The following is a 25,194-nucleotide window of genomic DNA, read 5'->3' on the forward strand; positions in this document are numbered from 1 at the left end:
TTGTCAGCGGGAAAAAAAAGCATAAAAAAACGGCCTTGTTCTTAGAACAAAGCCGTTTTTTATTTTAATACGACTACTTACATTAAGTCGAAACCAATATCTTCCCTGAAATATTTACCATCAAAGTAAATGCGTGCAGCATCACCTGTCGCACATTGTAAAGCTTCAAACTGACTGTCTTGTAAACTTGTAACGGCAAGTACTCTTCCGCCATTTGTTTTCACGATACCACCTTCTAAAGCGGTTCCTGCCTGGAATACATGAGAATTACGCACATTTTCAATGCCGGTAATGACTTTCCCTTTTTCGTAATCACCAGGATAGCCACCTGCAACGATCATTACGGTTGCTGCATTTTTAGGACTGATGGTTAATTTATAGTCTTTTAATTTCTTTTGAGCAGTTGCCATGAACAGTTCTACCAGATCGTTTTCGATACGTGGAATTACGCTTTCCGTTTCCGGATCGCCCATTCTGCAATTGTACTCTATAATTAAAGGCTCATCACCAACTTTGAATAAACCAAAGAAGATAAAGCCGGTATAATCAATTTTGTCTTTCTTCAAACCTTCAATGGTAGGAATGATGATTTTCTGCTCTACTTTAGTCAGGAAAGCTGCATCTGCGAAAGGTACCGGAGATACGGATCCCATTCCACCAGTGTTCAGGCCGGTATCTGCCTGTCCGATTTTTTTATAGTCTTTAGCCTCAGGAAGGATCACATAGTTTTTACCATCCGACAATACGAAAACAGAAAGCTCTATTCCGGTAAGGAACTCTTCTACGACCACGGTACTTCCGGCATTACCGAATTTACCACCCAGCATCAGCTTTAATTCTGCCTGTGCTTCTTCGATACTTTCCAGAATCAATACACCTTTTCCTGCTGCTAATCCGTCTGCTTTTAAAACAATCGGAAGGGCATGAGCTGCAAGGTAAGCCAATCCTTCTTCCAGGTTTTCATTGCTGAAAGACCTTGATCCTGGTGTTGGGATACCATGGCGAGCCATGAATTGCTTAGAGAAATCTTTACTTCCTTCCAGGATTGCACCTTCTTTTTTAGGACCGATAACAGGGATGTGCGCTAATGCCGCATCATTCACAAAGAAATCATGGATGCCATTAACCAGGGGTTCTTCCGGGCCAACTACTAAAAGTTCAATAGCTTCTTTTAAGGCGAAAGCTTTAACGGCTTCAAAATCATTAGGGTTCAGGCTGATATTTTTTCCATAAGCACCGGTACCACCGTTGCCTGGTGCAATAAACAGTTGAGAACATTGAGAAGATTGGCTCATTTTCCAGGCTAATGCACTTTCTCTGCCGCCAGAACCTAATAGTAAGATATTCATCTATGTATGATTTGTTGTTTGAATTGTTAGGTGGATCGGGTATCTGCCCGGTTCGTAGCGGCAAATATACCGCTTTAGCTAAATTATCACAGTTTAAGTTGAATATTAAAAAAATGACTAAAAAATACATTTGGGGAATGTGAATGCTAAATGGAATTAATTATTTATTATTGGATAACTGAAAAGTTACGGTCAATTGATTTATGATTGTTGCAAGTATAGGAAGTATGGCCCTGAAGAGGATTGAGAATGAAAGCGCAGTATTACAGCAAATCTCTGAAGGGTGCGAACAATCCTTTGGTGTATTGTTTTATCATTACCTGCCGGTTCTGCAATCTTTTGCACTAAAATTCACCAGGTCTACTGAGGCTGCGGAAGAAGTGATCCAGGAGGCATTTGTCCGCATCTGGTTAAACAGAGACCGTTTGGACGAGGTAGAAAACATTCAGGCTTACCTGTACAAGTTTGTTTCTAATGAATGTCTGAGCTATTTGCGTAAAGCCTTGCGACAAGAAAAAGCGATGGATGAGGCAAAAAATGTCCCATTACAACCCCTGAATAATGAGACCATGGAATCCGTTCATTTTAATGAATTGAAAGGGATTATTGCCCGTGCGGTGGAAACCCTTAGCCCTCAGCGTAAAACGGTTTACCAATTAAGCCGGCTGGAAGGATTGAGTATTCCTGAGATTTCAGAAAAATTGAATTTATCTCAAAATACCGTTAAAAACACATTAATTACTGCATTAAAGTGCATTAGAGCGAATCTTATTGCTAATGGAATTGAATTAAGTCTGCTTTTTTTATTGTTCTGGAAAAAATAATTCAAATAATCCATTTTCTTGATAGTCCTTATTTGATTTTGCGGCTTCTTAGTATAAGAATCGCATGGAAAAAACACCACATTATTTATTACAACAGTTCCAATCGGGGAGCATTACAGCAGAGGAGCGTAAGCTACTTTCAACACTGATTCAATCTTCACCGGAGGTATTGGCAGCGGTAATTGCTGAAATGATGGCGGAAGAAATGGTTGATCCTCATCTGCTGACCGAACCTGTAAATAGCGAAAGAATGTTGGCCTCCATCTTATCTGTGGATAAATCGAAAGTTCCTGTTAAGCGTCGTTTGTTGTTTTCTAAAATGCAATGGGCATCTGCAGCGGCTGTATTTCTGATTGGCTCCATCGCACTGTATTTTTATCTTACACCTCCGCTTAAACCAAATGTTCAGCTCTTTGCAAAAGACATCGCACCAGCAGGAAACCAGGCGGTGCTGACGCTTGCCGATGGGAAAACAATTTCCCTGACCGCAGCTACTGGCGGAGCTGTGATCAAAGACGCGGGCATTTCCATCACGAAAACTGCCGATGGGAAATTGGTCTATGAGGTTGCGGGGATACCGCTAAAAGCAGACAATTCTATCCATAATACGATTGCCACTCCAAAAGGTGGGCAATGGCAGATTCATTTGCCTGATGGCACCATGGTGTGGATAAACGCAGAATCTTCCTTAACCTATCCTGTTACTTTTTCAAAATTGAAAACACGTGAAGTGACCTTAAAAGGGGAGGCCTATTTTGAAGTCGCCAAAGATGCTGATCGTCCATTTATAGTCCATAACCCGAAACAAGATGTACAGGTACTGGGAACTCATTTTAACATCAATGCTTACCCTGAAGAAGGTGTTGTTAGAACAACGCTTTTAGAAGGCAGTGTACGGGTGTTGAAAAACGAAGGTAATGAAGAGCAGTTGTTAAAACCCGGAGAGCAATCGGTGTTGACGAATGCAGGGATCTCGGTCACCAGGCCGGATCTGGAGACGGTGACCGCCTGGAAAGACGGTTATTTCATGTTCAACAATGAAAAGCAGGAGAGTATCATGCGGAAAATTTCCAGATGGTATAATGTAGAAGTCGTGTTTGCTGATCCTGCCGCAAAAGATGTCATGTACTATGGGACATTAAACAGATTTGATAAGGTATCGAAAATTCTAGACAAGCTTGGGCAAACAGGAGAAGTGCGTTATGAAGTGCTGTCCAATAAGATTGTCGTGTATAAACAGGATAAAAGAGACTAAGTCCCTGGAAGAGAAAACCGCATTAAAGAGAAACAATATTAAAGAGATTAACCACCTCTAAAAAGAGGAGCCCAACCAGCTCTTTTCGTAGTGCCATACTTTTTAACTAATAGATTTTAAACCTAAACCAAACGAAACATGAGAAAATACTACAATCGCTTTTAGCCTCAGGGGTTAAGAAAAATGAAAGGAGTGCTACGAACACCCCTTTCGATTTATCTGTTTTAACCCGCCGTTTTACGGCCATCAATTGAAAAAATCAATTATTTCTTGGATTTAACGACGAAATAACTTTAGCGTGTAAACCTCTGCTATTTCGTAAAAAAAACAGACCATTAAATGTATAAAAATTATACCAGATTTGTGTGTATGCCTCCCGGCTATAACACGAAGTTCTTATTAGTCATGAAATTAACAGTAGTTTTTTTACTGGTTACCCTTTTTCAGGTGAACGCTGCTTCTTTCGGGCAGACGATTACTTTGAAGGAGTCCAATGTGACCTTCGAAAAGTTGTTTAAAGAGATTAGAAAGCAGACCGGATACGATGTTTTATTGTCTACCAATAAAATAAAAAGTACCACCAGGGTAAATGCCAACTTTTATCAAACTGAGGTAGATGAAGTGATGAAGACCATTCTTTCGGGAAAGGACCTTACCTTCTCTATTGAAGACAAAACAATCTTGATTACCCCTAAACCAAAGACTTTGTTCGATCGGATTTCGGATTATATGGCCGTGATTACAGTTACCGGAAAGGTGAAAGACAAGCAGGGCAGAGCGATGCCAGGTGTTAGTGTGCGTGAAAAGGGAAACCCGAAAAATGCAGTCTCTACCAACGGAGATGGGGAATTTTCTATCAAAGTGGATGGAAAAGCAAGCTTAACCTTTAATTCTATCGGTTATAAAATGGTAGAACGTGCAGTTAATGACTCCAAAACCATGAACATTACCATAGAGGAAGATGCCAATCAGCTGAATGAGGTAAATGTGGTGTCTACAGGTTACCAGGTACTGGATCGTAGGTTATTTACCGGTGCTGCGGTGACTTTGAAAGCCTCGGAAATTGAACGTCCGGGGGTTGCCGATATCAGTCGTATGCTGGAAGGCCAGGCTGCTGGTGTGACGGTGCAGAACGTTTCCGGAACATTTGGAGCTGCGCCAAAAATCAGGGTGCGTGGAGCAACCTCTCTTTCCGGAGACAATAAGCCACTTTGGGTAGTCGATGGGATTATTCTGGAAGATGTAGTCAATATTTCCAATGAAGCATTGTCTACCGGAGATGCAAGTACTTTGCTGGGTTCTTCTGTAGCAGGCCTCAATCCGGATGATATTGAAAGTTTCAATATCCTGAAAGATGCCGCTGCAACAGCCATGTATGGTGCTCGTGCCATGAACGGGGTAATCGTTGTGACTACTAAAAAAGGTAGAAAAACAGATGGTGCACCAAGAATTAGTTATACCGGTAATTTTACCACTTATTCTAAACCAAGTTATAATCAGACGGATATTTTAAACTCTGAGGAACAGATGGGCGTTTTGGTAGAGTACCTGAATAAAGGTGCTTACCAGGTACCAGGCTCTTCAAGAGGTAAAGATGGTGGGGTGTTTTTCAAAATGTACAATGAATTGTATAATTATAATGCGGCTACCAATACCTTTGCTTTGCGTTTTGATGCACCAAGTCAGAGTGCCTTCCTGACCAGATATGCCAATGCCAATACCGATTGGTTTGATGTTTTGTTTAAAAATTCTTTACAACAGGAACATTCCCTGAGTGTGAATTCAGGAACAGAGAAATTACAGACTTACGCCTCTACCTCTTTCCTTCATGACGCAGGGCAGACGCTTGGAAATGGCGTAGACCGTTTTACCGGTAACTACAGGGTAAATTTCAATACCAGTGATAAGTTAAGCTTCGAATTCCTGACTACCGGTTCTGTCCGTAATCAGAAAGCTCCGGGTGGTTCAACTGTTCAGGAATCAGATCCTGTTTATGGAAGTTACTACAGGAACTTTGACATCAATCCTTTCAGCTATGCCAGGAATACCAGCAGAATGTTGACGCCTTATGATGAAAACGGAAACCTGGAATTCTTTACCAGAAACTATGCACCTTTCAATATCCTGAATGAGATTGAGAATAACTACCTGAAGTTAGGAATGATCGATTTAAAAGTTCAGGCAGGATTGAAGTACAAGATTCTTCCAAGCTTAACGTATGCGATCAATACTTCTTATCGTTTTGCAAGAACGGAAACACAGAATAATATCCTGGAGAAATCCAATCAGGTGCAGGCTTTTAGATCTGGTGGGGATGCAACAAGTGTAGGGGAGAATGAGAATTTATACAAGAATCCGGATAATCCAACAGGATTAAGGACAAGTCTTTTGCCTAGTGGTGGTTTCTACAATATTTCAGGAAACAACCTGACCAATTATTATTTCAGACATGACCTGGTTTATGATACCAAATTCACGGAAGATCATTTGGTAAACGTGTTCGGATCAATGGAAGTACGTTATGTGGACAGACAAACTCAATTTTTTGATGGGGTAGGTTACCAATATCAAAACGGTGGTTTGGTAAGTCCGAATTACATGTATTTCAAAGAAGCGGGTGAATCTGGTCAGCCTTATTTCGGGATGGCCAAAGGTTATGACCGTTTTGTTGCCTATATGTTGAGGGCTGCTTACTCGTATAAAGGGAAATACAGCTTCAACGCAACCACCCGTTATGACGGTTCTAATAAAATGGGAAAAAGTACTACTGCACGCTGGTTGCCTACCTGGAACGTTTCAGGTGCCTGGAACATCGATCAGGAGTCTTTCTGGCCAAAGAATGAATGGCTTTCCTCTGCTGTATTGCGTGGGTCTTATGGTCTGACCGCAAGTATCGGAAGTGCAACCAATTCATTGGCTGTGTTCTATGATCAGATTTCCAGAAGAGCGGCATTGAATGATCAGGAAGTGCAGACTTACATTTCAGATTTACAGAATACAGAGTTGACCTGGGAAAAATCTTATGATGCAAACATTGGTTTGGATTTGAGATTTTTAAACAGCCGTGTAGGCTTAACAGTAGATGTGTATAACCGTAACATCTATGATTTGATTGGTGATTTAAAAACATCAGGTATTGGTGGACAATCACAGAAAAAGGCCAATTATGGTAAGATGTCCAGTAAAGGACTAGAGTTTTCGATTGTTGGAAAACCGGTTGTTGGTAAAGACTTTCAATGGACTACAAACTTCAATATTGCCTTTAATAAGAATAAAATTGACGAATTGGATGTGGCACCAAACATCTGGAGAGCAGTTTCTGCTACCGGTGGTGCTGTGCTGGGTTATCCGCAAAGAGGTTTATTCTCTGTACGCTTTGCAGGATTGAATCCTGAATATGGTTACCCAACATTTTATGGGGAAGATGGTGAGCCAACGACCTATGTGAATTTACAAGGGGATGATATTAGTATGTTGAAATATGAAGGTCCTACAGATCCGACTACTACCGGTGGATTCTTCAATCAATTCAAGTATAAAAACTTTACCCTGGGTGCCTTAATGACTTTCTCAGCAGGTAATGTATTGCGATTGACACCAACTATTGCTTCTGAATATTCGGATATGACCACTTTAACAAGGGATATATTGAACAGATGGGTGATGCCTGGCGATGAACGCTTTACTTCTATTCCTGCTTTGCTGGATCCACTTACTGCAAAATCAATCGTGAGTTCATCAGGTGGAACGGTTGATGCCAGATACCCTTATAATGTCTACAATTATTCTACAGAAAGGGTAGTTAAAGGGGATTATATCAAGCTGAAACAGATCTCTCTTGGTTATTCACTTCCAAGAAGCCTGTATTCTAAACTGGGGATGTCCGGAGCTTCGCTAACCTTTGCTTCCAATAATTTATTGGTATTGTATTCAGATAAACGATTGAATGGGGAAGATCCTGAATTCTTCAATACCGGAGGGGTAGCTCTACCTGTGCCTACACAATATACCTTGTCATTAAAAATGGGCTTTTAAAAGAAAAATTATGAAATTTAATAAAATAGCATTTATTCTATCCGGAGCTGCTCTTTTAGTTACTTCTCAATCTTGTAAGAAGTATTTAGATACCAATCCTGACAATAGAACCGAAATAAATACCGTTGAAAAAGTAGCGCAGTTGGTGGCTACCGCTTATCCAACAGCAGATTACCTGACCTTTGCGGAGGCCGCTTCAGACAATACCGAGGAAAAATCTCCGGGAGTGGGTAGTTTAAATCAGGAATTTGATGTTCCTTATTACTGGCAGGATCTTCCGGGTACCGGAACCAATTCTTCCGGCAATTACTGGAATGGTTGTTATGAGGCTATCGCGGCTGCCAATCAGGCACTGGAAAGCATTGAGCAAGGAAACTTTGGAAATGCAGTGCTTCCTTATAAAGGAGAAGCTTTAGTTGCCCGTGCTTACGCCCATTTTATGCTGGCTGTATTTTTTGCGAAACCTTATGAAAAAGGAGGCTCAAATAATTCACCGGGTATCCCCTATGTAACGACTTCGGAAATAGTTGCCCTGAAGCAATATGCGCGTGGTACGGTACAGGAAACTTATGATAAGATCGAAAAGGATCTTCTTGAGGGCCTTCCATTGCTTTCACCTTCTGCTTATTCCGTACCTAAATATCACTTTACACCTGCGGCTGCAAATGCTTTTGCTTCTCGTTTTTACACCTTTAAAGCGGATTGGGAGAAAGTGATTAAGTACTCCACTTTAACGGCACCGGGTGGTGATTTCATCAATAGTATGCGTCCGGTTTCTACCACGCTTAATGTGATGAGCAACCCCGATCACCAACAAAACTATACCAAGTCTAACCAGAGAACAGCACTGTTGCTGGGCAATTGCTACAGTACGCACCATTATCAAACCAGTCCACGTCATGGTTTTGGGGTTAAAATGGCCTTAATGTTTACTGGTGCAAACATCACCGGAAAACTCCTGACCAATAAAGTGTACCAATGGAGTGCAGGTAATTATGGTACCCTTAAATATTCGGGTTACTTCTTTTATACCGGGCCGGGGATTGGATTCCCATACCTGGTGATGCCTTTGCTTACTGCGGATGAATCTCTGATGAACAGAGCGGAGGCATATGTGCAATTGGGTCAATTTGACCTGGCTTTAAAGGATATCAATGATTTCTTAAGTGTTCGGGTTCTGGCTTTTAACCCTGCTAGTAACGGGGTGACTTTAGATAAGCTTAAGGAATTTTATGGAATTGCTGATCCTAAAGAAGGATTGATTAAAGTGATCCTGGATTCTAAAAAAGCAGAGTTTTTGGAAGAAGGTATCCGATGGATGGATATTGTGCGTCACCGTTTAACCGTGAAACATAATGTATTCAATGGTCCAACAGAAGCCTGGATTGAATTGAAGCCAGAAGATCCACGTAGGTTGTTCCAATTGCCGAATGAAGTAAAATTAGCAGGTATTGAATTAAACCCAAGATAGATAAGATTATGAAAAATATTTATAAGACGCTGGTGGTAATGGGTTTGTTTGTTGCCGTATCATCGTGTCGTAAAACAGAAACTTTAGATGTTGATTTCAACAAATATAATTTAGATCAGCCAAAGGATGATAGTGAGTTGGGTCAATGGTTAACCAAAACATTCCTTGATCCTTACAACATGAATGTGGTTTACAGGTACAACAGGTATTATTATGGGGAACCTGCGGCTGATGTTGCTCCTTTGAAGGCTGAGAATGTGAGGCCAATGATGCAAACGGTATTGGATGGATTTATTAAGCCATATACTAAAATTGCCGGTTTGCCATTTGTTCAAAAAACAAATCCTAAAGAATGGGTTTTGTATGGCTCGCCTTTATACCAGACGGATGGATCAGCGATTGCCGGGACTGCCTCCGGTGGTAGAAGAATTACCCTTTATGGCTTAAATAATTACAGTACCGATTATGGTTTTACAAAGACCAGAATGTTTATCATTCACCATGAATTTACGCACATTCTGAATCAGCTTGTTGCTATTCCTGTTGATTTTGAAGGCATTTCTGAAGGTACCTATAAACAGCCATGGAACTCTACCAGTGCTGCTGTGGCCAAATCAAATGGTTTCTTAGGGAGTTATGCGAGTGGTAGCCCAACAGAAGACTATGCAGAAACGGTCGCTACTTTGTTGGTGAGCGGTCAGTCTTACTATGATGATTATACCAATACAGCGCCAAATGATAAAGCGAAGTTAAGGTTGAAACAAAAAGCACTGAATGCAGTGAATTACTTTAATACGGCACTGAATGTTGATTTCAGAAGTTTACAAAGGGAGATTCAGGATTATATGCAAAATGAAATTAAAGATCCTACGCTTTCTTTTCCTTATTGGATGAGTAAGAATCTGTATAAAACCATGACCATCAATCTGGAAGATCCCTTGTATACGGCTAATGGGGTTTCCGAAGATTTTAGAGTGCCTTATGAGCAACTGAAAGACGCGATTTTGAAATTCAATGGTACAGTTAAGTATCACCTGGATAACATCACCCTTAGATTTTCATCAGCCACTGCTTTAACTGTTCGTCTGGCGATTAGCCCGGCTGCGGGAGGAGGACAACTTTTTGCAGATTATACGTTTTCGTATACGGTGAATCCAACAACCGGTGCAGTAGTATTTACTAAAATTGCTCAGGCAGGTACGGCAGATTATTATGCTAATGCGGCAGTTTTTGCAACCGCATTTGGCAGTAGTATTCAGGCTTATTTAACGGGTAAAACCTTTATCGGAGCGTGGATGCCGAAGAATATTAATGGAGGTTCTTATGCAGATTTCGGACGTCTTTATGTGAAAGATAATCCAGGGAATTATTTTTATGGGTCATTAGGTCAAACCTTATAATTAGAAGAAAATGAAAAAATTAATATATTTATTTGTTGCCATTTTAATGTTTTCCTCCTGCAAGAAATCAAACTACGTTCCTAAGTTTGATGAACCACCGGAAATTAGGGTAGGGAAGCAAATCGCTTTAGTACGGGAGGCGCTGACGGCTGCTCCAAATGGATGGATCGCAACCTTGCCAACAGGTGCAGGCGGTGGCTACGGTTTTCACATGAGCTTTGATGACAAAGAGGTGTTAACCAGTTATGCAGATTTAACCGACGTCAGTTCCCGCAAGGAAATTGTTTCTACGTACCGGATTAAACAAGATGCCGGGATAGACCTGGTTTTTGATACCTACACTTATTTAACCTGGTTAAATGACCCTGATCCTTCCACCTACGGCGGTGCTGCAAAAACGGGTTTTAAAAGTGATGTAGACTTTATCTTTAAACGCATTAGCGGAGATAGTATCTTATTTACAGGTAAAAGATACCGCCAGACGCTGATTTTAGTGAAGGCTACTGCAGTGGAGAAAACAAGCTATCAAACGGGTGGTTATAAAGCCGCAATTGATAAGTTGAAAGCATTTCTTGTGGACAATCAAAATCCTTACATAGAGATCGGGGCTTTAAAAGCAGGTCTTTCTTTAGGCAATACATCAAAGATGATCAACCTTACGGGAGAGAAGACCGATGGAACTATAAATTCGCAAACGGGTGTGTTTGCCTATACTTTGTATGGTGCAGATATTTTGGCCGGCGGTTTTTCTTACGAGGGCGTAACCTTTGTCAGGCTGGGCTGGAAAGATGCTAATACCCTGGCATTATACGATCAGGCAGGTAAGGAGTATCTGGTGAAAAATTCGGCGCTGCCATTGCTTACCCTGGATCAGTTATGGGGATCGAAATTTAGCGGAATGTATTCCGACTATAAAACCATTAATCCAGGAACTACTGCCCCTGGTGCTGATATCCTGAATTACTTCTATACGAATTTAACCGTACCAGCAGTAATTGGTATTGGTGCCACATTTAACTATGGAGATCTTACTTTTGCATGGGATGTTAACAACAAGAAGTTAACATTGAATGCCTTCGTCAGCCAGAATGGTGGATCGTCCGGATGGAGTACAAGCACAATTTACAACTATACAAGAGATGCCAGCGGGGTGTATACCTTTACCCTTAGTGCAGCACCTACCGGTGGTTATGCAATCAATCTACAGTCCAGGTTACATAATTTCATTTTATCGAACAAGATTACGTTTGATTATTCTTTAAGTGGGAATAGCTTGTTTGCGAAAATGTCTAGTGTAACCAATCCTTCGATTGTAATGACTTTCGAATTGTACTAAAAGAAAGATTTTTAAATGGTAAAGAACCCGCATTAAGTCATTTGATGCGGGTTCTTCTATAAATCATAACCAGATGAATTTAGAGAAATTAAGTACTGCTGTGTCTCCTGAATCCAGGGAGATGATCGGCATAAAATCAAATGCCGTTGCCAGGAGAATTAAGAAAAGTTATACGTATGGAATTTACTTTTGTAGTGTTTATTTGTTGATTTTCCTGAGCCTGAGGTGGGCAGAGAAAAAGGCTGCCTTTTTTGAAAACCTTATGGTGCCAAATGTGATGCTGATGGCTTTATTACTGCTGACGTTAGCGGTCTTACTGCTGGCAAGAAGGATGATGCTGAAGGTTAATTACAAATCAGGTACATTGAATGATCTGGAGCAAACAATTGGCTATTATGCTTTGGTAAGTGGCTTCATAAAATGGTGTGTTCTTATTGGTCTGACTGGTATTGCTGTCGTTTTGCCTGCTGTTCATTTGCTGGATAACATGTCCAGATTTGGCAACATATGGGGGGTGTTTCAATCGTATGGGATGTTGATGTTCCTGTTGGGCTTTTGGTTTCTGGCGGAAAAGTTTGGTTTATTTAAGTTTAAAAATTGGTATAGTGTGAAAGAGGCGAGACAGCAATTAGCGGAACTTCGTTCACAGGAAGCCGGGTTTAAAGTTAAGTCGGTATAGTTACACTATTGTTAGCTAGTTGTTTATGGCGTATTTCCTGCCTCTTATATTGATTGTTAAAGATTTATAAATAAAATGGCGATGCTAAAGCAAATTACAGGATATTTTGTAATTTTAGCGCCCGATGACTGCCATTCTGACTTATAGTTTGATATGGCCTGGTTGTTGTAAAATGTACGTTTTTCAATTAGTAATAAACAATAAACACAAACATAAAAGATGTTAGGATTTTTAACCAAAGTATTTGGAAGCAAATCGGAAAGAGATATTAAGGCTTTACAGCCTATAGTTATCAGGATTAACGAAGAGTATTCGAAGCTTTCTGTACTGAGCAATGATGAGTTGCGTAACAAAACGGTTTATTTTAAAGATGTTATTGCACAGGCTTTAGCAGATATTGACGGAAAAATCACTGGCTTAAAAGCTGATGGTGAAGGTCAGGATTTGTCATTGGTTGCAAAAACGGCCTTATATGATCAGATCGATGAACTGATTAAAGAACGTGATAAAGAATTAGAGGTAGTATTGTTAGATCTTCTTCCACAGGCATTCGCAGTGGTGAAAGAAACTTCGAGACGTTTTTCTGAAAATGCACGCTTAGAAGTGACTGCAAGTCAGCACGACAGAGATTATGCGGTTCGCAGAAGCAACGTTGTCATTGAAGGCGACAAAGCTTTCTGGGCAAATACATGGGATGCTGCGGGTACTGAAGTGAAATGGAACATGGTACATTACGATGTTCAGTTGATCGGTGGTATGGTATTGCACAGTGGTAAAATCTCTGAGATGGCTACGGGTGAGGGTAAGACTTTGGTAAGTACATTACCTGCTTATCTGAATGCGCTTGCTGGTAAAGGGGTACACATTGTAACCGTGAATGATTACCTGGCACGACGTGACTCGGAGTGGAATGGTCCTTTATTCGAATTCCATGGTATTAAAGTAGATTGTATTGATAAGCATGAGCCAAACTCTCAGGAGCGTCGTGATGCTTACCTTGCTGATATTACTTACGGTACCAACAATGAGTTTGGTTTTGATTACCTGCGTGACAATATGTCGCAGACTCCAGATCAGCTGGTGCAACGTAAATTGCATTTCGCGATGGTGGATGAGGTCGATTCAGTTTTAATTGATGATGCCCGTACGCCCCTGATCATTTCTGGTCCGGTTCCTTTTGGAGATCAACATGAATTCCATGAGCTGAAACCAAGGATCGAAAGATTGGTCGCTGCACAAAGAGAATATGTAACTAAAGCTTTAAATGAAGCTAAGAAGTTAATTAATGATGGTAAAGCCGGAACCGAAGAAGGTGAAGGTGGTTTAGCACTTTTACGTGCGCACCGTGGTTTGCCTAAAAATAAAGCATTGATCAAGTTTTTAAGTGAGGGTAGTGTGAAACAAACCTTATTGAAAACTGAAAATCATTACATGGCTGATCAGTCGAAGAACATGCCGAAAGTAGATTCGGAATTGTACTTCTATATTGATGAGAAAAACAACCAGGTAGAGCTTACTGAAAAAGGTATTGAGTTAATCACTAAATCCGGTGAAGATGCTCATTTCTTTGTATTACCAGATGTAGGTACAGAAATCGCTGAGATCGAAAAATCTAGTCTGAGTAATGAAGAGAAGATTGCACAGAAGGATGCCCTGATGCGCGATTACTCCATCAAAGCAGAAAGAATTCACTCGGTAAACCAATTGTTGAAAGCTTATACTTTATTCGAGATGGATGTTGAATACATCATCGATGAAGGTAAGATCAAAATTGTAGATGAGCAAACAGGTCGTATCATGGATGGCCGTCGTTATTCTGACGGTTTACACCAGGCGATTGAAGCAAAAGAAAATGTGAAAGTTGAAGATGCTTCACAAACTTATGCTACGGTTACACTTCAAAACTTCTTCCGTATGTACCATAAACTTTGTGGTATGACGGGTACAGCGACTACGGAAGCTGGTGAGTTCTGGTCGATCTATAAACTGGATGTAGTGGAAATCCCTACAAACAGAGTGATCTCAAGAATTGACCACCAGGATTACGTTTACCGTACGGTTCGTGAAAAATACAATGCAGTAGCAGAAGAGATCGTTAAATTAACTGAAGCAGGCCGTCCGGTATTGGTTGGTACAACTTCGGTTGAGATTTCTGAGTTATTGAGCAGAATGTTAAAACTTCGTGGTATTAAACACAATGTGTTGAACGCGAAGATGCACCAGAGAGAGGCAGATATCGTAGCTGAAGCAGGTCAGGCTGGACAGGTAACGATTGCAACCAACATGGCTGGTCGTGGTACGGATATTAAATTAGGTGCTGGTGTTAAAGAAGCAGGTGGTTTGGCTATCGTGGGTACAGAGCGTCATGAGTCTCGTCGTGTAGACAGACAGTTGCGTGGTCGTGCAGGTCGTCAGGGTGATCCGGGTTCTTCTCAGTTCTTCGTATCTCTTGAAGATAACTTAATGAGGTTATTTGGTTCGGAAAGAATCTCTAACATCATGGTGAAAATGGGTATCGAAGATGGTGAAGTAATTCAACATTCGATGATCACCAAATCTATTGAGCGTGCACAGAAGAAAGTAGAAGAAAATAACTTTGGTATCCGTAAGCGTTTGTTAGAGTACGATGATGTGATGAACTCACAACGTACTGTAATTTATGCGAAACGTAAAAATGCATTGTTCGGTGAGCGTTTAGACGTGGACATGAACAACATGACTTTTGACGTAGCAGAAGATATCGTTACTGAATATAAAGAAGAAGGAAATTACGAAGGTTTCAAACTGGAAGTGATCAAAAACTTCTCTGCTGATACCACTATTGATGAGGCAGAATTCAGTGCAAGAAACGTACATCACTTAACAGATAAGTTGTTTGATGAGGTGACAGCTTTCTATGCCAGAAAATCTGAAGGTATTATCCAACAGGCAATGCCGGTATTGAAACAGGTATTTGACGAGCGTGGAGAACACATTGAGCAAATCATCGTTCCATTTACTGATGGTATCCGCAGCATCCAGGTGCCGGTTAGCTTGAGAAAAGCAATCGACAACAATGGCCGCGAGGTAACTAAATCATTCGAGAAAACAATTGTACTTGCCTTGATCGATGAGTCATGGAAAGAGCATTTGCGTGAAATGGATGAATTGAAGCAATCGGTTCAGAATGCGGTTTACGAACAAAAAGATCCACTGATCATTTACAAAATGGAAGCCTTTAACCTGTTTAAAAACATGTTGAATGCCGTAAATAAAGAAGTGGTTAGTTTCTTATATAAAGGTGGTATTCCAATTGAAACAGATCCTAATGACGTTAGAGAAGCTCAGGCACCAAAACCTGCTTCGAGCAAATTAAAAACGACGAAAGCGGATTTTGAGATTTCAGTTGGCAATGAGCCGATGACTATGGAAGATACACGTGAAGCTGCTCCACAGCAGCCGATCCGTAAAGAAGTTACGGTAGGCAGGAACGATATGTGTCCTTGTGGAAGTGGTAAGAAATTCAAAAACTGCCACGGCGCAGGATTGTAATTTGTAATACACATTTAGAATGCCGATTTTTGTAACAAAGAATTCGGCATTCTTTTTTTTAAGCCCTTTCATGAAGATATTATTCACCAGTATATTTTGTTGTTTCTCGATGGTCCTTTTTGCACAGCATAAAGGGGAGGTAATAGTGGTTAAAGATCCCATGATTGATAGCCTGATTGCGAAACGAATCGCTATTTATACAAAATCTCCGGGTGCTGCTACCGGTACTCCGGTTAAACCAGGGACGGCCATTGTAGGTCAGATGGGTTACCGTGTACAGGTATTCTATGGCTCCGACAGGCGCCAGGTATTTGCGGAACAAGCCAGGTTTAAATCGGCTTACTCTAATCTGAATACCTATATTACCTATAAAGAACCTAACTATTATTTACGTGTCGGCGATTTTAGAACGCGTCTGGAAGCCCAGCGTTTGCTAAATGAGCTGAGACCGATGTTTCCAACCCTGTTTATTTTCAGGGAGAAAATAAATGCACCTAACCTAGATTATAGCAATGACAATGAAAGATAAGATCCAAACCCTTGCGCTTGATATTTTTGATCAGGTGAGCGGTTACCGTCAGCATATTCATGCCAATCCTGAACTTTCCTTTAAGGAATTTGAAACCTCAGCTTATATTAAAAGTCACCTGGAAGAATGGGGAATCCCTTATACCGGGATGGCCAATACGGGCGTAGTTGGATTGATTACCGGTGGGATCCCTTCTGATAAGATCATCGCTTTGCGTGCGGATATGGATGCTTTGCCAATTATAGAGGCAAATGACAAACCTTATGTTTCAAAAAATCCGGGTGTGATGCATGCCTGCGGTCATGATGTACACAGTTCCTCTTTATTGGGAACGGCTTACATCCTGAACAGCATGAAAGCCGAATTTGCAGGAACGATCAAATTGATCTTTCAGCCGGGTGAGGAAGTATTGCCGGGTGGTGCAAGTATCATGATTAAAGAAGGGGTATTGGAGAATCCTAAGCCACAGGCGATCCTTGGACAGCATGTGATGCCATTGATTGATGCCGGCAAGGTTGGTTTCCGCTCGGGTATATATATGGCTTCTACGGATGAGCTTTACGTTACTGTACATGGTAAAGGTGGTCATGGCGCACAACCACATCAGAATATTGATCCGGTACTGATTGCTGCACATATTGTGGTCGCACTGCAACAGATTGTAAGTAGAAATGCAGATCCTCGTTTGCCTTCAGTTCTTTCTTTTGGAAAGGTACAGGCAAATGGTGCAACGAATATCATTCCCAATGAAGTGAAAATGGAAGGTACTTTCAGAACACTAAATGAGGACTGGCGTAAGGAAGCAAAAAAACTAATGAAGAAAATGGCAGAAGGCATTGCTGAAAGTATGGGTGGCAGCTGTGATTTTAACATCATGAATGGTTATCCTTACCTGATCAATGAGCCGGTACTAAGTGATAATGCACGTGCTTTTGCGGAGGATTATTTAGGAAAAGAGAATGTACTTGATCTGGATATCTGGATGGCTGCGGAAGATTTTGCTTATTATTCGCAGGTTACTGATGCTTGTTTTTACAGGTTAGGTACCGGGAATAAAGCAAAGGATACGTGTTACTCTGTGCATACGCCAAACTTCGATATTGATGAGGATGCTTTGAAATTGTCTACGGGCTTAATGGCTTATATTGCGTTAAAGCAATTGGGTAATTAAGGGGCCGGACGAATGAAGAAAATACTTTTATCAGCGGTTTGTGGACTTTGGTTTATGAACGGTTTTAGCCAGGAGATTCCACGATTTAACCCGGATACGATCAAAACGATCCAGCTGGATTCGACGGTCAATATCACGACGCAAAAGTTCGGTATAGAAACGTTTATCAATGCCATCATTACCGACAACAGCTTTTATCAGGCCTTCCGGAACATGAAGAAGTATGGCTTTATTGCTGAAAACAGAATTTATACCTACGATAAAAAGAATAAAGTAAACGGTAAGATTTACCGTAAAATCAGGCATAACCCTAAAGGGGCTGTCAAGATGGAATACCTGGTGAAACAGGATACAGGAAAGGTATATAAGAAAAACGGTAAGTACCAGTTGTATACGATAGAGATGTTCGATTACATTTTTATGAATTCGTACAAGTCAGAATTTGTGTCTGAAGGGCCAATGACAACCGGTAAAGGCGCCGAAAGTAATGAGAGTTATAAGGATAAACTGAAAACCCTTATTTTTGCACCGGGGAGGCCGATCAAAGGCTTGCCGTTTATCGGGAGTAAAACAGAAATCTTTACGGCCAATATGCGTCAGTATTACGATTATAACTATGCCAGTGGGACTTATCTGGATTCTATTCCGGTATACCGCTTCAAGGTTACGGTGAAACCAGACCTGAGCAATGGTACCAAAGATGGCTTGATGATTAAGGAACTGACGACTATTTTTGATCAGCGTACTTTGGAAATTCTCGGCCGTTATGTGGACATGAAATACAGCAATATGTTGTTTGATTTTAATGTGCAGATGAACATAGAAATGAGTTATTTTGGTGGAGAGAAATTGCCCACGAAGATCACGTATCAGGGGAATTGGGATCATATGCTTAAAAAGGAAGAACGGGCAAGTTTTTTAATTGTTCATAAGGACTATACTATCGGGAAATAGATTTCCGGATTTTAAAATATATTTGATCATCAGATTGTTCTGCTAAAAATAATTCCCATGAAATATATTCAAAAGTTAAGCCTGCTGCTTGCACCTCTGGTGTTACTTGTTTTATTTACTGCAATGAATGTTAAGCCTAAAAAGATTATTTTTTTTGGTGATTCTATCACCCAGATGGGGGTAGAACCCGGTGGTTATGTAGACTTGATCCGCAAATCGCTGGATCCCTTGAAATATGAGGTGATCGGGTCAGGGATTGGTGGAAATAAGATTTATGACCTTTACTTACGGATGGAGCAGGATGTGCTGGATAAAAAGCCAGACCTGGTTGTGATCTATGTCGGAGTGAATGATGTATGGCATAAACAATCAATGCGTACGGGTACAGATTATGATAAGTTTATTGCCTTTTATCAGGCATTGATCCATAAGATTCAGTCTGCTGGTGCAAAGGTGGTTTTATGTACGCCTGCGGTGATCGGAGAGCAGAAAAATGGCGCGAATGAAATGGATGCCGACCTGGATAAATATGCCGGAGCCATCAGAGAACTTGCAACGAAAAATAAACTGCCGCTGTGTGACCTGAGGAATTTGTTTAAAACCTATGCGGAGAAAAATAATACAGCAGATGTAGCCAAAGGCATTTTAACCACTGATGGTGTACATTTGAACAATAAAGGGAATCAGGCCCTTGCAGAAGTATTAATCCCCTTGCTGAAATAAACAACAGGGAGAAATTATAAAGGTGATCAGTGCAGGAGATAAATAAAATATTAAAGAATGATTAATCAGGATACCATTAGCAAAATCATGGAAACCGTCCGCATTGAGGAAGTGGTTGGTGATTTTGTGTCTTTAAAAAAACGTGGTACCAGTTTGATCGGGAATTGCCCTTTTCACAATGAGAAAACACCTTCCTTCCACGTTTCTGTGGCCAAGGGGATTTACAAGTGTTTCGGTTGTGGTAAAGGTGGTGATTCGGTCCATTTTATTATGGACCATGAGAAGTATTCTTATCCGGAAGCCTTAAAATTTCTGGCTCAGAAATACCATATTGAGGTGGAGGAGACGGTACAGTCTCCACAAAATATTGAGGCCCAGAATGCGCGGGAAAGCTTATACATTGTTTCGGAATTTGCGGCAGGTTTCTTTGCCAATGAACTGTGGACAGGGGATCAGGGCAGAGCCATTGGTCTTAGCTATTTTAAAGAGCGCGGATTCAGGGAGGATATTGTCAGGAAGTTCCAGCTGGGGTATTCTCCGGATGTTTGGGATGCCTTGATTCTGAATGCCGTTTCGGCAGGACATAAAGAGGAATACCTGGAGAAAACAGGCCTGGCGATCAGAAATGATAAGGGCAAGCTGTACGACAGGTTCAGGGGCAGGGTAATGTTCCCGATCCATAATTTTACGGGTAGGATTATCGGTTTTGGCGGTAGAACGCTGAAAACGGATAAGAATGTCCCTAAATACGTCAATTCACCGGAAAGTGATATCTACCATAAGTCGAATGTACTTTATGGTTTATTCCATGCTAAAAAAGCGATTCGTGATACCGATAACTGTTATCTGGTAGAAGGTTATGCGGATGTGCTTGCTGCACATCAGGCAGGAATAGAGAATGTGGTGGCCTCATCAGGTACTTCATTAACCACGGAACAGATTCGTCTGATCGGTCGTTTCACGGAAAATGTCACCATTCTTTATGATGGCGATGCTGCGGGGATTAAGGCTTCATTACGTGGATTAGACATGATCCTGGAAGAAGGATTGAACGTGAAAGTCGTTTCCTTTCCTGATGGTCATGACCCAGATTCTTACATGCATCATGTAGGCTCCGGCGAGTTTAAGAAATACATTGAGAACAACCGTAAAGACTTTATCCTTTACAAAGCGAATATCCTGCTGAAAGAAGCGGGCTCAGACCCGATTAAAAGGGCTGGAATCATCAGGGACATTGTAGAAAGTATTGCAAAGATTCCGGATGATATCAAGGCTTCGATTTTCATTAAGGAATGTAGCAGTCTGCTGCAGGTAGAAGAGCGAATCTTGCTTTCTGAGCTGAATAAGATCAGGATGGCGAAATTCCGGAAATCTGGTTCTGGTAATCAGAACTCCGGAAATCAGGGGGTAGGTTCTTCGGGTTTTCAGCAGCAAAATCAATATCAGCCTTATCCTGACGGTCCGCCGGACAATCTGTTTGAGATTCCCGGTGCTGCCGCAGAAGCCGATGAAGTGGCAGCCGCCGAAGAAAGCGACCGCTTGCAGGAGCAGGAGGTGGTGCGTCTTTTGCTGGCTTACGGCCATGAACTGGTGAGCTGGGATAAGATCGATAACATGTATATCGGTTCTTTTATCATGCAGAATCTGGCGGATGTGAGCTTTACTGATCCGACTTGTAAAAGCATTATAGACACCTATAGTGAAGAGATAGAAAATGGCCACCTGCCGGTAGCCAGCCAGTTTATCAACAATACAGACCGGAAAATTGTAGAACTGGCAATTACGCTTTCTACTTCCCCTTATTCGCTGAGTGAAAACTGGTATAATAAGCACAATATCTATGTTAGAGATGAAAGTGTCAATTTAAAGGCGACCATCCTTGGTGGGATTTTCCACCTGAAAAAAGGAAAGGTTGCAAGGATGTTGGCCGACATTTCCAAAGAAATTAAAACAGAACAGGATTCCGTAAATCTGGAAATTCTGATGCAACGTTTTATGTTTATGAAAGGCGTAGAAAGAGAGATTTCAAAGTTCCTCGGAACGGTGATTTTAAAATAGATGGCGGCACACAATGAGCTTGGCAAACGTGGGGAGGAAATCGCCAGAGCGTATCTGGAAAATGCAGGTTATCGCATTTTAAATGTGAATTGGAGATACGCCAGGGCAGAAGTTGACGTTATAGCAGATCAGGGTGGTACCTTGATTTTTGTGGAAGTAAAAACCCGGAGTGCCACTGATTTTGGGGAACCGGAGGATTTTGTAGATCACAAAAAGGAAAAGCAATTGGAATTTGCTTCCACAGCCTACATTGAATTGAAGCAACATCAGGGGGAAATCCGTTTTGATATTATTGCCATTACTTTTGAGCACATAAATAGTTATAAAATTAATCATATTGAAGATGCATTCTGGCCAAGTTAAAAAAATCATGAGTTTATCTAAATTAGTCCTTTCGGCCTGCTTGTTATTGAGCGTTTCGCTGGTGATTTCCTGTAAAAATAGTCCCTCTGTTGGTTCTGGTGTAAGTTTTAAAGCTCCGGAACAAGGACAAAGTTTCCCTTTGGGAACAGCCGTTAATGTGGCTTTAGAAGTTCCTTCAGGAAGTAACGTTACTTCTGCTGTTTATACACTGGATGGAAAGCCGGTGGCGACTAAAAACAATGCAGATCCGGTTTCGATACCGACAACAGGTTTGACACTGGGCTATAAGCTGATTACAGCCGTTATAGAGGAAGATGGAAAGAAAGATACGTTAACGATCAATTTTGAATTGAAATCGGCTGTAGTGCCTTCGCAATACGGTTATCAGGTGATTAAGACTTTTCCTCATGATACAGCTGCCTATACGCAGGGGCTGGAATACCATAATGGTCGCTTTTTGGAAAGTACAGGTCAGGAACAACATTCTTCGCTGAGATGGGTAGATGTGCCGACAGGTAAGATTTTACAGCAAACGAAGCTGGATGATCAGTACTTTGGAGAAGGTTCCAGTCTGGTAGGTGACAAGGTGGTGATGCTGACCTGGCAAAACCGAATGGGTTTGGTATTTGACGCCAAATCTTTGACACAGCAGTCTACTTTTCCATATCAATCGAGCATGGAAGGCTGGGGCTTATGTTTTGACGGCCAGAGGTTATATAAATCTGATGGTAGCAACAAGATCTGGTTCCTGAACAAAGACAATTATAAAGAAGAGGGTTATATTGAAGTTTACAACAATTATGGTCCGGTTCCTCAGCTGAATGAGCTGGAATATATTGACGGTAAAATTTATGCCAATGTCTATACGAAAAATGTAGTGGTGGTGATTGATCCGGCAACGGGCGTAGTAGAGAAAGAGATTGATTTCTCTGGATTACTGCCGGCAGGATACTATAAAGATGAAGTAGATCAGGCGAATAATGTGCTGAATGGCATTGCCTGGGATAAGGCTGGTAAACGTTTATTTGTGACTGGTAAGAAATGGCCACATATGTTCCAGGTAACTGTAGCTCCGAAGCCTTAATTCTTAAAAAGATTTTCATAAAAAAAAACCGTCATATCCTGGATATGACGGTTTTTTCGTTTTTACTTCTTATTATTTTTCTGCTTTTTTAGGTTCAGAAATCACACCGTTAAAGGTGATGGGTTGTCTGTTGTTACTATTCACATTTAAAGTGGCATAGCCGCTTGTAGATACACTTAAAGACAGTTGACGCACATCTTTGGTGTCTTTTGGTTTGATGTCGATTATCCAGCCGCCTTTTTTCTTAGCGGTAGTCTTATAATCGAATTTTTTAGATTTAAATTTTATTCCTGCATCATCGGGATTTGTGGTGGTTGAATAAGCTCTTCCATAATAAGGCAGGAAGGCTTCCACACTGTCCTTGCTGATGATCAGCTGATACCGAGACCCACTAAGTTGAATCACTCCGCCTGTTCCACCCGGCATTTTACTCAATACTTTGTTTAAATCAGCATTGGCCATGGGAATCGCAGATGTTGCATCAAAAACAAGATGCTGATCAGCTACCAGTCTTGCGGTAGTTTCTTTATCTGTTTGTGCCATCACCTGCACGGTAGAGAAAACAATAAGAAGTGCTAACAATTTTTTAAATGTTCTCATGATCATATCTTTTTATTTGATTAGAACAAGATAGCACTTAAAAGGTTTAATCTTAAGTGCTATTTTTTTTGCTGTTATCTCCAGTTTTTGTACTGATTAATCAAGCCGTTTGTAGAAGCGTCATGAGATTGAACTTCCTGATCTCCTTCTAGTTCCGGAAGAATGCTCTTGGCCAGTTGCTTGCCGAGTTCTACTCCCCATTGGTCGAAGCTGAAGATGTTCCAGATGATGCCCTGAACGAAGATTTTATGTTCATAAATAGCAATCAGGCTACCTAAGCTGAAAGGCGTTACCTTTTTCAACAGAATAGAGTTGGTTGGTCTGTTTCCTTCGAAAACTTTGAAGGGTGCCAGTTTCTCGATTTCTTCGCTGGTTTTGCCTTCTTTTTCCAGTTCTGCAACTACCTCTTCTTTAGTTTTGCCATTCATCAGCGCTTCTGTTTGTGCGAAGAAGTTTGACAATAAGATCGGGTGGTGCGTTCCTAATGGGTTTAAGCTTTGCGCAGGAGCGATAAAATCACAAGGGATTAAACGGGTTCCCTGGTGGATCAGCTGGTAAAAAGCGTGTTGTCCATTGGTTCCCGGCTCTCCCCAGATGATCGGTCCTGTTTCATAAGTTACGTCATTGCCGTTACGGTCTACATGTTTACCGTTACTTTCCATATCTCCCTGTTGGAAGTAGGCCGCAAAGCGGTGCATGTATTGGTCGTATGGTAAAATAGCTTGCGTTTCTGCATCAAAGAAGTTGATATACCAAATGCCAATCAAGGCAAGGATCACTGGTACGTTGCTTTCAAATTCAGCATTTTCAAAATGGCTGTCAGCAGCGTGTGCACCTGCAAGTAATTGCTTGAAATTGTCGAAACCAATGCTTAAAGCGATAGGAAGGCCAATGGCACTCCATAAAGAATATCTTCCGCCTACCCAGTCCCAGAATTCGAACATGTTGTTGGTGTCAATACCAAAAGCAGATACGTCTTTTGCATTGGTAGAAAGTGCGGCAAAATGCTTGGCTACATCGCCTTGCGCAGCACCGCTATTTAAGAACCAGTCCTTTGCACTGTTGGCATTGGTCATGGTTTCCTGTGTAGTAAAAGTTTTGGAAGCAATCAGGAATAAGGTAGTTTCCGGATCAACATTTTTTAAGGTTTCTGCAATATGCGTTCCGTCGATATTAGAAACGAAGTGCATGTTTAAATGGTTTTTATAAGCTTTTAAAGCTTCTGTCACCATTACAGGTCCTAAATCAGAGCCACCGATACCAATGTTAACTACATCTGTAATGGCTTTTCCGGTATAGCCTTTCCATGATCCGGAGATGATGGCCTGACTAAATTTATCCATCTTTTCCAATACTTTGTTTACCTCTTCCATGACATTTTTGCCATCTACAAGAATCGGGTCATTGCCCTGGTTACGTAAAGCGATGTGAAGCACCTGACGGCCTTCTGTCTGATTGATTTTATCCCCTTTAAACATGGCTTTGATCGCCTCATCTAATTTACATTCTCTGGCCAGTTGCATTAACAAAGCCATGGTGGTATCGTCAATTCTGTTCTTTGAATAATCAACAAGGATGTCTTCAAACAGGATAGAAAATTTTTCAAAACGGGAAGCATCTTCCGTAAAAAGATCCTTTAAGCTTTTTTCATTGATACCAATAAAGTGATCGGTCAGGTATTTATAAGCTGCAGTTTCTGTAAAGTTTATCGTTGGTAGCATCATATTAGTGTTTTTGTAAATGTAGGGGTTTATTTTATTTGCTGAAATGACCTTTATAATATTTCTATCGGAATTGAATATCCGCTGATTATCTTATATTTAAAGTATAAA

The 25,194-nt window shown here is 41.0% G+C and carries 18 protein-coding genes; 15 read left to right on the plus strand and 3 right to left on the minus strand.

Going from position 1 to position 25,194, the window contains the following annotated elements; genetic code table 11:
• Positions 1-77: 77 nt before the first annotated feature.
• Positions 78-1,349, minus strand: a complete 1,272-nt coding sequence (gene purD / locus OQX61_RS04450) for a phosphoribosylamine--glycine ligase (RefSeq protein ID WP_265840475.1) — start codon at positions 1,347-1,349, stop codon at positions 78-80.
• A gap of 203 nt (positions 1,350-1,552) precedes the next feature.
• On the opposite strand from purD, the gene OQX61_RS04455 reads away from it, so the two are divergent.
• From OQX61_RS04455 to OQX61_RS04525, 15 genes are all read left to right on the plus strand, one after another.
• On the plus strand, positions 1,553-2,173 hold the full coding sequence (locus OQX61_RS04455; protein WP_265840476.1) for an RNA polymerase sigma-70 factor: 621 nt from the start codon (positions 1,553-1,555) through the stop codon (positions 2,171-2,173).
• Positions 2,174-2,237: 64 nt separating this feature from the next.
• The gene (locus tag OQX61_RS04460; protein ID WP_265840477.1) at positions 2,238-3,428 is read left to right on the plus strand and encodes a FecR family protein; all 1,191 of its coding nucleotides are present in this window, start codon (positions 2,238-2,240) and stop codon (positions 3,426-3,428) included.
• 339 nt (positions 3,429-3,767) lie between these two features.
• Entirely contained in the window at positions 3,768-7,463 is a 3,696-nt protein-coding gene (locus tag OQX61_RS04465; protein WP_265840478.1) for a SusC/RagA family TonB-linked outer membrane protein, read from the plus strand.
• Positions 7,464-7,473: 10 nt separating this feature from the next.
• Positions 7,474-8,934, plus strand: coding sequence for a RagB/SusD family nutrient uptake outer membrane protein (locus tag OQX61_RS04470; protein WP_265840479.1), 1,461 nt, complete (start codon positions 7,474-7,476; stop codon positions 8,932-8,934).
• 8 nt (positions 8,935-8,942) lie between these two features.
• Positions 8,943-10,334, plus strand: a complete 1,392-nt coding sequence (locus OQX61_RS04475) for a substrate import-associated zinc metallohydrolase lipoprotein (protein ID WP_265840480.1) — start codon at positions 8,943-8,945, stop codon at positions 10,332-10,334.
• A 10-nt stretch (positions 10,335-10,344) separates the two neighbouring features.
• Positions 10,345-11,670: a DUF4302 domain-containing protein gene (locus OQX61_RS04480; protein ID WP_265840481.1), complete on the plus strand. Its 1,326-nt coding sequence runs from the start codon at positions 10,345-10,347 to the stop codon at positions 11,668-11,670.
• 73 nt (positions 11,671-11,743) lie between these two features.
• Positions 11,744-12,349 (plus strand): hypothetical protein, encoded by a 606-nt coding sequence (locus OQX61_RS04485; RefSeq protein WP_265840482.1) that lies wholly within the window; start codon positions 11,744-11,746, stop codon positions 12,347-12,349.
• A gap of 219 nt (positions 12,350-12,568) precedes the next feature.
• Positions 12,569-15,880 (plus strand): preprotein translocase subunit SecA, encoded by a 3,312-nt coding sequence (secA, locus tag OQX61_RS04490; protein ID WP_265840483.1) that lies wholly within the window; start codon positions 12,569-12,571, stop codon positions 15,878-15,880.
• Positions 15,881-15,950: 70 nt separating this feature from the next.
• On the plus strand, positions 15,951-16,409 hold the full coding sequence (locus tag OQX61_RS04495) for an SPOR domain-containing protein (RefSeq protein WP_265840484.1): 459 nt from the start codon (positions 15,951-15,953) through the stop codon (positions 16,407-16,409).
• Positions 16,393-17,580 carry a M20 family metallopeptidase gene (locus OQX61_RS04500; protein WP_265840485.1) on the plus strand — a complete coding sequence of 396 codons (1,188 nt, stop codon included), beginning with the start codon at positions 16,393-16,395 and terminating at the stop codon, positions 17,578-17,580. Before OQX61_RS04495 ends, OQX61_RS04500 begins: the two co-directional genes overlap by 17 nt.
• A gap of 12 nt (positions 17,581-17,592) precedes the next feature.
• Positions 17,593-18,534, plus strand: coding sequence for a hypothetical protein (locus OQX61_RS04505; protein ID WP_265840486.1), 942 nt, complete (start codon positions 17,593-17,595; stop codon positions 18,532-18,534).
• A gap of 57 nt (positions 18,535-18,591) precedes the next feature.
• The gene (locus OQX61_RS04510) at positions 18,592-19,257 is read left to right on the plus strand and encodes an SGNH/GDSL hydrolase family protein (protein WP_265840487.1); all 666 of its coding nucleotides are present in this window, start codon (positions 18,592-18,594) and stop codon (positions 19,255-19,257) included.
• A 57-nt stretch (positions 19,258-19,314) separates the two neighbouring features.
• Entirely contained in the window at positions 19,315-21,315 is a 2,001-nt protein-coding gene (gene dnaG, locus OQX61_RS04515; RefSeq protein ID WP_265840488.1) for a DNA primase, read from the plus strand.
• A complete protein-coding gene (locus OQX61_RS04520; RefSeq protein WP_265840489.1) occupies positions 21,316-21,678 on the plus strand; it encodes a YraN family protein in 363 nt (120 codons plus the stop codon).
• 7 nt (positions 21,679-21,685) lie between these two features.
• The gene (locus tag OQX61_RS04525) at positions 21,686-22,762 is read left to right on the plus strand and encodes a glutaminyl-peptide cyclotransferase (RefSeq protein ID WP_265840490.1); all 1,077 of its coding nucleotides are present in this window, start codon (positions 21,686-21,688) and stop codon (positions 22,760-22,762) included.
• A 72-nt stretch (positions 22,763-22,834) separates the two neighbouring features.
• Here the strand turns inward: OQX61_RS04525 and OQX61_RS04530 are convergent, their stop codons facing one another.
• Together OQX61_RS04530 and pgi are read right to left on the minus strand one after the other, a co-directional pair.
• Complete coding sequence (locus tag OQX61_RS04530) at positions 22,835-23,362, minus strand: DUF4251 domain-containing protein (RefSeq protein ID WP_265840491.1); 528 nt, start codon at positions 23,360-23,362, stop codon at positions 22,835-22,837.
• Between the two features lie 74 nt (positions 23,363-23,436).
• Positions 23,437-25,083 carry a glucose-6-phosphate isomerase gene (gene pgi / locus OQX61_RS04535; RefSeq protein ID WP_265840954.1) on the minus strand — a complete coding sequence of 549 codons (1,647 nt, stop codon included), beginning with the start codon at positions 25,081-25,083 and terminating at the stop codon, positions 23,437-23,439.
• Positions 25,084-25,194: the final 111 nt, after the last annotated feature.

This window comes from Pedobacter sp. PLR, assembly GCF_026239675.1.
Taxonomy (GTDB): Bacteria; Bacteroidota; Bacteroidia; order Sphingobacteriales; family Sphingobacteriaceae; genus Pedobacter.